The organism is Variovorax sp. DAIF25, from assembly GCF_050711835.1.
Lineage (GTDB): Bacteria > Pseudomonadota > Gammaproteobacteria > Burkholderiales > Burkholderiaceae_C > Variovorax.
The window spans coordinates 4,634,288-4,647,096 of record NZ_CP136636.1; the positions used below are offsets into that span (position 1 = coordinate 4,634,288).

Sequence of the window (12,809 nt, forward strand, 5' to 3'; positions counted from 1 at the left end):
TCAGGCTCCTTCTTTCTTGTTGACGACCTTGGCCGGCACTTCGCTGCCGGCGGCGGCCTGGGCGATTGCCGTCTGGGCCTCGACCTTGGCGGCCGCGGCATCGACGCCGGCGCTCACGGTGCGCTTCTCGATGCGCTTCTCGGGCGTGGCGTTGAGCACCAGGCGGTGCACGTAGATGCCCGGCAGATGGATGTCGTCGGGGGCCAGTTCGCCCACCTCGACGATCTTCTCGACCTCGACGATGCAGATCTTGCCGGCCATCGCGGCCGCGGGATTGAAGTTGCGCGCCGTCAGGCGGAAGCGCAGGTTGCCCGACTTGTCGGCCACGTCGGCCTTGACCAGCGCCACGTCGGGCACCAGCGAATGCTCCATCACGTAGGTCTCGCCGTCGAACTCGCGCAGTTCCTTGCCTTCGGCGACCTGCGTGCCCACGCCGGTCTTGGTGAAGAAGGCCGGGATGCCGGCGCCGCCGGCGCGCAGCTTCTCGGCCAGCGTGCCCTGGGGCGTGAATTCCAGCGCGAGCTCGCCCGCCAGGTACTGGCGTTCGAATTCCTTGTTCTCGCCCACGTAGGAGGCGATCATCTTCTTGATCTGGCGCGTCTCGAGCAGCTTGCCGAGGCCGAAGCCGTCGACGCCCGCGTTGTTCGAGATCACGGTGAGGTTCTGCGCGCCGGAATCCTTGAGCGCGTCGATGAGCGCCTCGGGAATGCCGCACAGGCCGAAGCCGCCGACCGCGAGCATCTGCCCGTCGGCCACGACCCCCTTGAGCGCCGCCTCGGCGGAGGGATAGATCTTGTTCACTCGTGCTCCTTGATTGGCTGTGTCGAGAGTGGGTGGGAAAGCCCTGAACGATACTACGTACCCGCATACGTAGTATTTCGTAATGGTGACCCCCGATGCAGGAGACGACCGATCGCAAGGCTGAGGCGGCAACGCCCGACATCGACTACCGGCTGGCCTTCGAGCATGCCCCGGTCGGGATGGTGGTGTCGCGCCACCGCGCCATCGTGGCCTGCAACCAGCGCGTGTGCGAGATCTTCGGCGCAACGCCCTCCGCGCTGGTGGGGCATTCGTTCAGCATCCTCTACCCCAGCCTCGCCGAGTTCGAGCGCATCGGCAAGCGCATGGAACCGATCATGAATGCCAGCGGGCATTACGCCGACAACCGCATGATGCGCCGCCTCGGCAACCTGCACGGCGCGATCGCGGGCGAGACCTTCTGGTGCCACGTCACCGGCCATGCGATGAACCGCGCCATCCCGCACGAGTCGGGCATCTGGACCTTCGAGGACCTGGGTTCGCGCCGCGCGACCAAGGCCCAGCTCACGCCGCGCGAACGCGAGGTGGCGGCCCAGGTGATGCGCGGCCTGACCTCGAAGGAGATCGGCAAGGCACTGGGCATCAGCCACCGCACGGTGGAACTGCACCGCGCGCGGCTGATGCGCAAGTACGCGGCCGCCACCACGGCGGAGCTGGTGCAGAAGCTGATCGCTGGCTGACCCCTGGCTGACCACGATCTCACGGGACCACGCCCCGATCGTTTCGCGTGCGCCAGGTTCCTTCGGATCGTTGCCGAAACGGAAACGCCGTGTCGATGAAAGGCACGAACCATGGCGCTTTCGCAGGACTATCGTTGCAGTCATGCGGACACGGTGTCCGCGTCACTGTTCAAGGAGTCGTCTCATGACCACAGCTCTTCATTCCGAAAAGGCCCTTCTGCAATCGCGCCTGGCCGCGCATGCCCACGTGCTCGTCGTGCACAAGGCACCGGTCGCGCTGACGCTGGCCGCCGTCATCCTGTCGGTGCTCGGCGTGCGCGCCTGACCCTGGCAGCGCGCCAGGGCTGAACGAGAGGCGCCGCGCCCCACGCATCGCACGATGCGCCCACGGCGCCCCTCATTCAGCGCTACTTCTTTCAGCGCTACTTCTTCTTCGGCGCGATCGAGGCCTTTGCCTTGCCGTCCGCCGACGCGGCCGCCCCGACCGCTTCAGGCGCCTTGACCCAGCCGCGCAGCATCAGCCCCATCAACAGGCCGGCCAGGAAGATCGCCCAGTAGACCCAGGCCGGCAGGTTCTCGGCGCCGCTGTGCAGGTTCATGCCGAAGACCGCGCCGATCGCCATCAGCGGAAAGGTCAGCGCGGCGATGGTGTTGAGCTTGTGCTGCGCGCGCGTGGCCTCCAGGGCCGCGCGCGCCTGCGCCTCGGCCGCATGGGCGAGGCGGAAGTCGAGCGACATGCGGGTGTCGGCCAGGAGCAGCTCGAGCCCGCGCGCGATCTCGACCGCGCGGTCGCGCAGGTCGACCAGCAGCGGATCGTCCTTCACCGCCTCGCGCGCCGCCTGCAAGGCGGCCTGCAGGTTGGCGGCCGCGCGCGACAGCGGGATCAGCGGCCCGAGGATCTGGAACAGGGCCTCGGCATCCGCCGCCGCTTCGTGGCGCTGCTCGAACGTGGCGAGCGCGGCGCGGTAGCTCTCGAGCAGCTTCGCGAAGGCGCGCTCGCCCGGCGTGCTGCCCTTGTGGAACCAGCCGCCATCGGGCTTGCGCAGGAACACCGAATGGCGGCGTTCGCTGCCGCTGCCCGCGGGCGGCTCGTGCAGGATCACGAGCAGGTGGCCGTCCTCGTGCACGATGCGCTGCGCGCCGTAGCTGTCGCGGCCCAGCCGCTGCAGCATGGCGGGCGGCAGCTCCCAGTCGTAGTCGATGCGTCGGCTCATCGGTCTTCCTGCAGTTCGCGCCACAGCGTGTCGAATTCGTCGGCGAAGCGCCGCAGCAAGGTGGCGTCGTTGCTCAGCACCAGGTTCTCCTCGTTGAACTCGCTGGCGCTGCGGGTCCAGTTGTAGCTGCCGTTGAGCAGCCAGGCGCCGTCGAAGATCGCGAACTTGTGGTGCATGTGGGCATCGGTGCGATCGACCGCCACCGGGATGCCCGCGTTGCGCAGCCGGCCCACGTCGCTGCCGAGGTCGTATTCCTTGTCGTTGTCGGTCACCAGCCGCACGCGCAGGCCGCGCCGATGGGCCGCGAGCACCTCGTCGCTGATGCGGTCGTCCGACAGCGTGAAGACGCAGAGGTCGGCGCTGCGGCGCGCGCCGCGCAGTTGCTGGACGATGGCCTGCAGGCAGGCCGTGCCCGGGCTGAAGAACACCTGCGAGCGCGGCGCGGCGCCGTCGGGAGTGCCGGGCGAGCGGCCGACGTCGATGGCGCGCACCACGCCCTCGAGCCACTTGAGCAGCCCGAGCTGCTGCGGATCGGCGGTGCGCGCGCGCACCAGGTCGAAGGCCCGGTTGCGCAGCTGGCGCAGGCCGTCCTCGGGCGGCGAGGCCTCGCGCAGCGTGTGCACCAGCACGCGCCGCTCGTCGTCGCTCAGGCGGTGGTCGGCCATGGCGGCGTCGAGCTGCGCGAGCAGCACCGGCAGCGCGTCGTGCCGCTCGGAAGGCGAGGTGCTCATTGGTCCTTCTCCGGCTTGGCCGCAGGCCGCTTCGCCGCGGCCTTCGTGCCCTGCATCTCGGCCGCGAGGCGCTCCATGTCGTGGCGGATGGTGCGGTCGAGCTCGAGCCGGCGCTCGGTGGCCGTGACCAGCGGCAGGATCAGCTCGCGGTAGGTCACGGCGATCTGCAGCATGGCCTCGGCCAGGCGTTGGCTCTCGCTCGGCGTCTCCGGCTGCGGCTCGGCCAGCGCCTCGGGCGGTGGCGGCTTGAGCGCATCGACCGCGCGCGCCACGTCGAGCAGGCCGCTGGTGATGCGCTGGCTGGCATCGGCATCGTCGCCGCCGAGCTTGCGGCGGCGCACGAACTCCTCGCAGATCGCGCTCCAGCGCGCGGCCTCCTCGGCCGTGGGGCTGCCGAGCAGCTGCGCGAGCCGCAGCAGATTCTCCTCGGCGCCGGTGGTCAGCGTCTGGGCCTCGCCGCGGTAGTGGTCGCGCAGCAGCGCATCGAGCTCGTCGTCGCGCATCAGCGCCGTGACCTTGCCCGCGAGCTTGGTCATGTTGCGGTAGCTGCCCTGCAGCTTGAACGGCGGCGCGGCGCGGTAATGCTCCTGCTGCGCGGCCGACTCGATGTACGCGAGGTTGACCTTGAGCAGCAGGTCGCGCACGCGGAACAGGCGCTGCAGCAGGCCCTTGATCTCCTCGAGCTCGACCGCGCTGTAGGGATGCGACAGCGCGCTGCTCGGCACCTCCTGGCCCTGCGCCATCTGCACCAGCAGCTGCACGTCCTTCGGATCGCGCGAGGCCAGCGGCATCAGGGTGGCGTTGGCCGTGAGGCTGTTCTCGATGTAGGACAGCGCGAACGCGGCCTCGCGGCCCGAGAGCACGTCGCCGAGGTTGTAGATGTCGGCCCGGTTGGCGAGCATGTCGGGGATCTTGAACACGTCGCCCGACTCGGTGTAGGGGTTGCCCGCCATCACGATCGCGAAACGCTTGCCACGCATGTCATAGCTGCGCGGCTCGCCGTTCCACACGCCCTCGATGCGGCGCGTGCCGTCGGCCAGCGCGATGAACTTCTGCAGGAACTCGGGGCTGGTGTGCTGGATGTCGTCGAGGTAGAGCATCACGTTGCTGCCCATCGCCAGGCCCAGGTTGAGCTTCTCGAGCTCCTGGCGCGCCGCGCTGTTGGGCGCGCTGGCCGGATCGACGGCCGTGACGCCATGGCCCAGCGCCGGGCAGTTGATGCGCACGAAGATCAGCCCGAGCCGGTCGGCCACGTACTCCATCAGCGTGGTCTTGCCGTAGCCCGGCGGCGAGATCAAGAGCAGCAGGCCCATGCGATCGGTGCGGTTGCCCTCGCCCGCCGCACCGATCTGCTTGGCGAGGTTGTCGCCCACGATCGGCAGGTAGAGCTCGTCGATCAGGCGATTGCGAACGAAGGTCGACAGCGGCTTGGCCTGGAACTGGACTAGCTTGAGCCGCGTCTTCTCGTGCGCGAGCAGCTCGTGGCGCAGCACGTGCAGCGCCTGGAAGTCGGGCACCGCGTGCGCGGCATGGAACTGGAAGCGGCGCCAGAAGTCGTTGAGGTTGAGCGTGACGCGGCCCTCGGTCACGCGCGGATGCTCGCCGCGCAGGCCCTCGACCGTGCGGTCGAGCGCCGCGTTGACGCGCACCCGCTGCACCGGAATGGCGAGCACGCTGGCCGCGTCGTCGACCCAGGCCAGCGACTGCGGCGACTGGTGCAGCGCATAGGCGCGCACCCAGTCGCGCGCCAGGCGCCAGCGCTCGGGCGGCGGCGCGCTGTCGAGGTCGTGCTGCCAGGCCTCGCGCCGGCCGCCGCGCTCGAGCTCGCGCAGCAGCGCGGTGGCGAGGTCTTCGCCCGCGCCCGACACCACCCAATGCTCGCCGCCCTGCGCGCTCGCGAGCTCGCGCACCAGGTAGGCGCCGGCGCGGCCGCAGAGGGTGGTGACCTCGTCCTGGTGCGCCTCGAGCGCCGCGTCGTCGGCGGCGGGTTCGGGCAGCGGCAGCAGGTCGGGCAGGAATTCCTGCGCGAAGTGGCGCAGCACGCGCGCCATGTCGGCCTCGAGCTGCGCCAGCGCATCGCGCCGGCCGAACAGCTCCTGCATCTGCAACGCGGCGCGCGCGCGCCGCTGCATCGACTCGCGCATCGCCACCAGGTGGCCGTGCTGCCAGTAGAGCAAGGCCAGCGCGCGCTCGGTCGGGCCCCAGGCCAGCAGGCCGGCCTCGTCCTGCATCGGCACCAGCGCGGCCAGGAGGCGCAGCGCGTCCTCGTCGTGCACGCCCTTCTGGTAGCCCTCCTGGTAGCGCGGCGCGGCGAAGCGGCGCACCAGTTCCAGCAGCTCGGGATGCAGCGGGTTCTCGGCCAGCAGCGCCAGCAGCTCGGCCCAGCCGCGCTCGGCCCGGCCCTGGAGCAGCGCCTCGAGCAGGCAGCCGGCCAGGTACTCGGCGCGCGACAGCGCGGGCGTCTCGGACACCAGCGCCTGGTTCCAGTAGCGCCGCAGCGGCAGCAGGCGCTCGTCGTTGACCGGGCTCAGGTAGTCGGTGCCCGTGACCTGGTAGGCCAGGCCCTCGCCGTGCGCCACCAGCGTGAGGTCGATCGGTTGCCGGTGCACGGTGAAGGCATGGCGGCCCAGCCGCAGCGTGTCGCCGCCCTCGCTCACCAGCTCGCGCTTGTCGCGCACCGCGCGCAGCGCCTGGTCGCGCGCGGTCTTCAGCCGCGTGTCGAGCTCGTCGGCCGGCACCGCCGAACCGAGCGCGCGCAGGTCGGCGATCAGCGCATGCAGCTTGGCGATCATCGGATCGGCCGCGAAATAGCTGTGGACCTGGCCCAGTTCGCCGAACTGCGCCACGCGGCGCGCGATGCCGTCGAGGATGCGGCCGGCCGCGTCGATCACGCCCTTGGCGCGCCGCTGGCGTCCCTCGACCAGCGTCTGGCGCCGCGCCGACAGCGCCTCGTAGACCGACTCGCGCTTCTCGGCGATGTCGGCCAGGAAATCCTCCTGCTCGGCGAAGCGACCCTCGATCTCCTCGAGCTGGGCCAGCAGGCGCGTGAGCGCGTCGTCGCACTTCTCGGGCGTGTCGGCGAACTCGAGCGCGTTCTCCACCGCCTGGCCGAACAGCTTGAACTGGGCGCCGAACTCGGCGCGCGCCTCGTTCGCGCCCAGCGACTTGCGGCGCGCGCGCGCGTCGGCGCGCATGCGGTTGATGTCGGCGTAGATCAGCGAGATGCGGTCGAGGATCGAGGTGCGCACCACCGCGTCGCCGCCCGGCAGGCTGCCGAGCTGCTCGGTCAGCAGGTCGAGGCCCGCGGCCTGCTCGTCGAGCGTGGCGAGCAGCTTGCCGAGCGCGGGCGAGGTGCCGAGCTGCGGCAACTCGAGCGCGAGCTTGTCGAGCGCCTGGCGCTGGCCGTCGAAGGCGTTGTCGGCCGCCAGGAACTGCATCGCGCGCTCGCCGATGCGCTGCTGCTCGGTCTCGAGCGCGGCGTCCATCGCGGCGATGCGCGGCAGGTCGGCGTAGCGCAGCTCCTTGAGCATCTGCAGCTGGCCGCGGCGCTCGCGCAGCCGCGCCAGCGCCTTGACGAAGTCGTCGGGAGCGCGCCACAGCGTGCTGGCGATGTCGACCAGCAGCGCATGCTGCTCCGCCTCGGCCTGGGCCAGCGCACGCGCCGTTTCGCGCCGGATGGTGTCGACCTTCTCGAACTCGGCCAGCGTGCCGCGCGCCACCTCGGCGATGCTGCGCAGCTCGCCCGAGAGGTTGTCGGTCTCGGGCGAGTCGAGCCAGAAGTAGGCATCGCTCACGCGCGTGCACTGGCGGATCAGGTCCTCGTAGGCGGCGCGCGTGGGCGCCTGCTCGCGCACCGCGCGCGCGATGCCCATCAGGTCGGACACGCCGCGCACCAGCTCGGCATTGCCGATCTTGCCGAAGAAGCCGGTGGCCGGCGGCTGGGCACCGGCATGCTCCTCGCTCGCGAACGGCGTCTGCCACAGCTGCATCGGGTGCACGCGGGTCGGCTCGTTCTCGTCGCCGTTGAACACCAGGATGCGCCCGTCGGCGAAGCGCGCATAGCCGTTGGCGACGATCGGCGTGGCCAGCGTCTTGTCGATCAGGTTGTAGTTGAACAGCGCATAGCGCCCGGGCTTGGGGTCGTAGAAGACATAGGCCACGTCCTCGCCGTTGGGCGAGCGCAGCATGCGCTTGAAGCGCAGGCTGCCGACCATGTCGGCCGGCAGGTCGAAGCGCTTGTGCTCGCCCGACTGCAGGTAGTAGCCGCCCGGGAAGATGATGCCGTGGTCCTCGGGCAGCTGCACGCACGAGCCGCCGATGGCGTCGATGCGCTCGACCTGCTGCGTGCGGATGTTGAACACCAGGTAGCGCGTGACCTGCTCGCGGTAGGGCTTCACGCGCAGCAGGATCAGCATGCCGAGCCTGGCCCAGGCGATCTCGGCATCGGTCAGCGACTGGCTGCGGTCCTCCACCGGTTCGTTGTAGATGCCCAGCCCGGTCTCGGTGTTGTTCTCGACCTTGATCGTGAGGTCGCCGCCCAGCGTCTCGACGAACACGGTGTCGAGCACGTTCACGTGCGGATGCTTGCCGCCCACGTGGTCCTCGCGCGTGGCGACGGTCCATTCGAAGTCGTGGCTGGCCGGCAGCGCGATGTCGCGCTCGCCGCGGTTGTCGATGTAGTGGATGGAGCCGTCGCGCTCGATGGCCCAGCGGAACACGCGCACGTCGTGCAGCTGCTGGCCGATCTGGAACGCGGCCAGCAGCTTGTCCTGCGTCACGCGCAGCTGCAGCAGCGTGGCCTGCTTGTAGTAGGCGTAGAGCTCGCGGAAGTCGGAGGCGAAGCGCGCGTCCTCGAGGAAGGTGCCGGCGATCGGCACCGGCTGCAGCTCGTCGGCATCGGGCGCGCCGAGCTGCGCCATGCGGTAGAGGCCGAACACGTCGCCGACGGCGGTTTCCTTGCGCAGGCCGATGAAGACGTTGTAGCCGAACAGCAGCAGGTCGCCGATGCGCACGATGTCGCGCGCCACGGCGTTGTTCTCGGTGCGCGCGCGGGTGCGCAGCACCAGCGACTGCTCGGAGCGGCCGAACTCGGCCAGCCGCTTCTCGTTGAGGGCGCGCGCCTTCTTCAGCAGGCCCTCGCCCTGGGTCTCGAGGCGCTTCTTCAGCAGGTCGTAGCTGCCGCTGCCCGAGACCAGGGCCTCGGTCGCATCGGCCGCGGCACCGGGGGGATGGCCCGGTTCGTTGGTGTCCATGGGTGGGTGCCGTGCGGGTCAGCCCGCGCTCAGTTGCGGAAGGTGGAGATCAGGTTGTGCAGCGCCGATTTCTGGGTTTCGCTGCCCTCGGTGGCGATCTTGTTCACGAGCGCTGCCACGCTGAGGTTCTGGATCTCGCCCGAGGACGAGCCGAGCGCGCCCACGATGTCGCGCAGGTCCTGCACCACGTCGCGGTTGCCCGAGAGCTGGTCCTTGAACGCGACCTGGATCGCATTGCTCTTGGAGATCACGCCGTCGATGCCCTTGCCCACCGAGAGCGAGCGCACGAAGCTGTCGAAGTAGTCGCCCTGCCCGCCCACGATGTCGATCTTGGCGTTCGACAGCGCGGTGCCCAGCACCTCGGCCTGCTCCTTGGCGATGGCCGTCTGGGCCTCGATGCCCTTGAGGGTCTCGATGTGCGACTTCTCGAGGCGCATGCGGAATTCCTCGTGGTCGCGGGTCTCGGGGCTCATGGACTTCATGGCCTCGAACTTCTCGTGCAGGCCCTTGGCTTCGGCACCGAAGCGCGCCTCGATCACCTGCGCATCGGCCTGGCCCGACTTGAGCGTGGCCTCGGCATCGGCCGTGCGCACATTGACCTCGGCCAGGCCGAGCTTTTCCTTGCCCGTGGCCTCGGCCTCGAACTTGGCGCGCATGCCCGCGGCCTCGGCCTGCGAACGCGCCTCGATCACCTGCGCGTCGGCCTGGCCGGCCTTGAGGATCGCATCGGCGTCGGCGGCGCGCACGTGCACGTCGGCCAGTCCGATCTTCTCCTTGCCCGTGGCCTCGGCCTCGAAGCTCGCGAGCTTGGCCTGGGCGGTGGCGATCTGCACCTTGGCGGCGGCCAGGCCCGGCGCGGCGGAGATGGCCTCCACGCCCTCGGCCTCGCGCTTCTTCGACTCGGCGTCGCGCTCGGCCACCTTGAGCTTGGCATCGGCCAGCGTCAGTTCCTCGGCCGCCTTGTGGCGCGCGCGCTTCTCCTGCGTCTCGGCCGCCTTCACGTCGAGCACCATCTTCTCGTCGGCCTGGCCCTCGGCCATGATCACCACCGACTTCTTGGTGCGCTCGGCCTCGGCCACCACGCGCAGCTCCTTGATCGCCTCTTCCTGCTCGGCCACCGTGCGCTCGACCACGATGCGCTCGCGGATCACGTCGGCGATGGCCTTCTTCTGCACTTCGACGGCCTTGTCCTTCTCGATGCGCTGCAGCGTCACTTCCTTCTCGCGGTCGACGATCTCGAGGTCGCGGGCACGCGTGACCTTTTCTTCCTCGATCGCCACCGCGCGCTTGCGGTTGTTCTCGGCCACTTCCTTCTCGCGCTGCACGTTCTCCTGCTGCACGGCCACGGTCTGCTCCGAGAGCAGGCGCGCGCTCTCGGACTTGGTGCGCTCCTCGGCCTGGATCTTCAGCGTCTCGGCCTCCTCGCGGGCACGCACGCTGGCGATCTCGCGGTGCTGGCGCGAGGTGGCGTCGGCCTGCTGGCGCTCGAGCTCGAGCAGCGCTTCCTGCGTCTCGACGTTCTTCTTCTTGATCTGCATTTCCTCGTTGCGGCGCAGCTCGTTGGTGCGCACGTGCTCGACCGCCGTCAGCTCGGTGATCTTCTTGATGCCCTGCGCATCGAGGATGTTGTTGGCATCGAGCTCCGACAGCGGCGTCTGCTCGAGGAAGTCGATCGCCGCGTCTTCGAGCACGTAGCCCGAGAGGTCGTTGCCGATCTGGCTCACGATCTGGTCGCGGAAGTTGTCGCGCGCCTGGTAGAGGTCGACGAAGTCCATCGACTTGCCCACGGTCTTGAGCGCCTCGGAGAACTTGGCCGAGAACAGCTCCTCGAGCGTCTCGTGGTTCGAGGCGCGCGCGCAGCCGATGCCCTGCGCCACCTTGAGCACGTCGTCGGCCGTCTTGTTGACGCGCACGAAGAACTTCACCTTGATGTCGGCGCGGATGTTGTCGCGGCAGATCAGGCCCTCGTTGGCCGAACGGTCGATCTCGATCGTCTTGACCGAGATGTCCATCAGCTCGGCCTTGTGGATGATCGGGTAGACCATGCGGCCGGTGAAGGTGACCTCGGGTTCCGCGCGCAGCGTGTTCACGATCAGCGCGTGGCCCTGTTCGATCTTGCGATAGAACTTGGCGAACATCGCGAACAGGCCGAGGATGACAATGGCCAGCACGGCGACGGCAATGAGGATGGGCTCCATCTTTTTTCTCCAGTACTTGAAGCGGAAAACAGGGGATCGGGCGGGGGCCGCGCTCAGGACGCCAGGTCGTCGTGCGCGGCGATGAGGTAGCGCGCGGCCACCTCGTCGTATTCGAGGATCAGCGCGATCGAGCCGCGCTTCAGGGTGTTGGGCACGGGTGCCCAGACGCGGATGTTGAGGCTCGCGCCGCGGCGCGCCACCTCGGCGCGGCCGTCTTTCTCGTTGACCACGCCGGTGACGACCTTGCAGGTCTGGCCGACCAGCGCCGCGTTGCTCACGGCCGTGTGGCTCACGAACAGGCCGCGCAGCGGACGGATCGCCACCGCCGTGACCGGAATCGCCACCACGGCGCTCGCCACCAGCAGCGCGGTGCCCGCGACCAGCTTGAGCAGCGTGGTCGGCACCAGCGGCAGCAGCCACTCGCCGCCGAGGCACGACACCACCCAGGCCACCAGCACCAGCAGGCTCACCGCGACCGAGAACGGCACGCCGTTGAGGCCCATGGCCACCACGTAGCTCGCGAGGTCGCCGACGTCCTCGGCATCGCCATCGGCGTGCGCGAGGTCGACGTCGATGCCGTGGTGCTCGATGTCGACCAGGCCCAGCATCGCCAGCACCCAGTAGATCAGCACGACGCCCAGCAGCACCGTGTAGATCGCGGTCGGGTAGCCCGTGACCGCTTCCATGAAATTGCCCATCGATCCTCCCCCGGGCCAGCCGGTGGTCTCTGCGTTGTTGTTATCGCCGCGCCGGCTTGCCGGTGCGGGCGCTCTGCTTCACGCCTTCGGGAGCGCTCTTGGCGGCGCTCTTCGCAGTGCTCTTCATCGCGTTCTTCGTCGTGCTCTTCGCCGCGGCCTTCCCACCGCCCGCGAATGCGATCAGGTCGCGCGTCGCCCGTTCCTTGATGGCGAGCCGGTCGTCGGCCGCCAGTCCGTAGCGCGCCGCCAGGAACTCGTAGTCTGCCGCACCGAGCGACACCGTGAGCCGCGGGCGCTTGGGGCCCGCGGTGGTCGTGAGGCCCAGCACCTGCCGGATCTGGTCGGAGGTCGACACGTGCCGGTCGAACGCCGCCTTGCGCACCGCCTCGAGCACCGCCTCCTCGACGTCGAAGGCCACCTGCACCGCGCGAATGGCGTCGTCCGAGCCCTGCCAGCGTGCCGGCTTGGCCCGCACGGTCATTGCGCGCCGGTCTCCGGCGTGCCGCCGCCGGCCGCGCCGGCCTGGCGCGCGCGGATGCGGTCCATGACCTTGCCGGTGCGGTTGGCATCGCTGCCGATGCCGGCCGCCGCGAGCTTCTTCTCGAGCGCGGCGTGGCCCAGCTCGTTCTCGAGCGACTCGCTGGCCGTCATGCGGTCGGACAGGTCCTCGTGGCGCTTGCGGATGCGCTCGAGCGATTCGCGCGCATTGGCCAGCCGCGAGCCGCCGCTGCCGATGTTCTCGGAGATCGACTGCGTGGCGCGGTAGACGCTCTCGGTGGTCTTGGCGATGCCGATCTCGCGCTCGTGCTCGCGGATGCGCGCCTCGGCCGAGCGGATCAGCTCCTTGAGCTTGCCGACCTGCAGCGCATACGAGGCATGGGCCTTGGCCTGCTCCTCGAGCTCCTGCTCGATGGTGCCGATGCGCGCGGCCACGTCGAGCGCCAGCCCTTCCTGCGTCTTGTTGAGCGCCTCGAGCGCGAGGCCCTCGTAGCGCGCCACCTCGTTCTTGAGGCGCTCGATCTCGCGGGCCGACTGCATCTCCTTGGCCATGACGCCCGTGAGGTCGCCCTTGGCCTTCTCGATGCTGTGCTTGGCGTCGATGATTTCCTGTTCGTAGATGCGGGTCGCGTTGCTGTCGACCACGCTCTCGCCGATCTCGCGTGCGCTGCCGCGCAGCAGGGTGACCAGTTTCTTGATGACCGTCATGATGACCTCGC

10 protein-coding genes are annotated in these 12,809 nt (G+C 69.5%); 2 read left to right on the top strand and 8 right to left on the bottom strand.

The genetic code is table 11. From position 1 onward, the window contains the following. Positions 1-801 carry a CoA transferase subunit A gene (locus R0232_RS21470; protein WP_057595048.1) on the bottom strand — a complete coding sequence of 267 codons (801 nt, stop codon included), beginning with the start codon at positions 799-801 and terminating at the stop codon, positions 1-3. Between the two features lie 95 nt (positions 802-896). Here R0232_RS21470 and R0232_RS21475 point away from each other — a divergent pair, with 95 nt between their 5' ends. Next, entirely contained in the window at positions 897-1,499 is a 603-nt protein-coding gene (locus tag R0232_RS21475; protein ID WP_203201593.1) for a LuxR C-terminal-related transcriptional regulator, read from the top strand. 184 nt (positions 1,500-1,683) lie between these two features. Beyond that, a complete protein-coding gene (locus tag R0232_RS21480) occupies positions 1,684-1,824 on the top strand; it encodes a hypothetical protein (protein WP_431509347.1) in 141 nt (46 codons plus the stop codon). Positions 1,825-1,921: 97 nt separating this feature from the next. Here R0232_RS21480 and R0232_RS21485 read toward each other — a convergent pair whose 3' ends face one another. The 7 genes from R0232_RS21485 to R0232_RS21515 are packed head-to-tail and all read right to left on the bottom strand — an operon-like array spanning position 1,922 to position 12,798. Next, the gene (locus R0232_RS21485; protein WP_431509348.1) at positions 1,922-2,713 is read right to left on the bottom strand and encodes a hypothetical protein; all 792 of its coding nucleotides are present in this window, start codon (positions 2,711-2,713) and stop codon (positions 1,922-1,924) included. After that, positions 2,710-3,444, bottom strand: coding sequence for a phospholipase D-like domain-containing protein (locus R0232_RS21490; protein WP_431509349.1), 735 nt, complete (start codon positions 3,442-3,444; stop codon positions 2,710-2,712). Before R0232_RS21490 ends, R0232_RS21485 begins: the two co-directional genes overlap by 4 nt. Further along, positions 3,441-8,696, bottom strand: a complete 5,256-nt coding sequence (locus tag R0232_RS21495; protein WP_431509350.1) for a DNA repair ATPase — start codon at positions 8,694-8,696, stop codon at positions 3,441-3,443. Before R0232_RS21495 ends, R0232_RS21490 begins: the two co-directional genes overlap by 4 nt. A gap of 29 nt (positions 8,697-8,725) precedes the next feature. After that, complete coding sequence (locus R0232_RS21500; protein WP_296782059.1) at positions 8,726-10,894, bottom strand: hypothetical protein; 2,169 nt, start codon at positions 10,892-10,894, stop codon at positions 8,726-8,728. 53 nt (positions 10,895-10,947) lie between these two features. Next, a complete protein-coding gene (locus R0232_RS21505) occupies positions 10,948-11,580 on the bottom strand; it encodes a ubiquinone biosynthesis protein (RefSeq protein ID WP_256222622.1) in 633 nt (210 codons plus the stop codon). Between the two features lie 52 nt (positions 11,581-11,632). Next, positions 11,633-12,073: a hypothetical protein gene (locus R0232_RS21510; protein WP_296782061.1), complete on the bottom strand. Its 441-nt coding sequence runs from the start codon at positions 12,071-12,073 to the stop codon at positions 11,633-11,635. Further along, entirely contained in the window at positions 12,070-12,798 is a 729-nt protein-coding gene (locus R0232_RS21515) for a PspA/IM30 family protein (protein ID WP_431509351.1), read from the bottom strand. Before R0232_RS21515 ends, R0232_RS21510 begins: the two co-directional genes overlap by 4 nt. Positions 12,799-12,809: the final 11 nt, after the last annotated feature.

Excerpts from the sequence above, each read along its gene's own strand:
- R0232_RS21490 (WP_431509349.1), bottom strand. The coding sequence starts at position 3,444 with ATGAGCACCTCGCCTTCCGAGCGGCACGACGCGCTGCCGGTGCTGCTC.
- R0232_RS21495 (WP_431509350.1), bottom strand. The coding sequence starts at position 8,696 with ATGGACACCAACGAACCGGGCCATCCCCCCGGTGCCGCGGCCGATGCG.
- R0232_RS21475 (WP_203201593.1), top strand. The coding sequence starts at position 897 with ATGCAGGAGACGACCGATCGCAAGGCTGAGGCGGCAACGCCCGACATC.
- R0232_RS21480 (WP_431509347.1), top strand. The coding sequence starts at position 1,684 with ATGACCACAGCTCTTCATTCCGAAAAGGCCCTTCTGCAATCGCGCCTG.
- R0232_RS21515 (WP_431509351.1), bottom strand. The coding sequence starts at position 12,798 with ATGACGGTCATCAAGAAACTGGTCACCCTGCTGCGCGGCAGCGCACGC.
- R0232_RS21510 (WP_296782061.1), bottom strand. The coding sequence starts at position 12,073 with ATGACCGTGCGGGCCAAGCCGGCACGCTGGCAGGGCTCGGACGACGCC.
- R0232_RS21485 (WP_431509348.1), bottom strand. The coding sequence starts at position 2,713 with ATGAGCCGACGCATCGACTACGACTGGGAGCTGCCGCCCGCCATGCTG.
- R0232_RS21500 (WP_296782059.1), bottom strand. The coding sequence starts at position 10,894 with ATGGAGCCCATCCTCATTGCCGTCGCCGTGCTGGCCATTGTCATCCTC.
- R0232_RS21505 (WP_256222622.1), bottom strand. The coding sequence starts at position 11,580 with ATGGAAGCGGTCACGGGCTACCCGACCGCGATCTACACGGTGCTGCTG.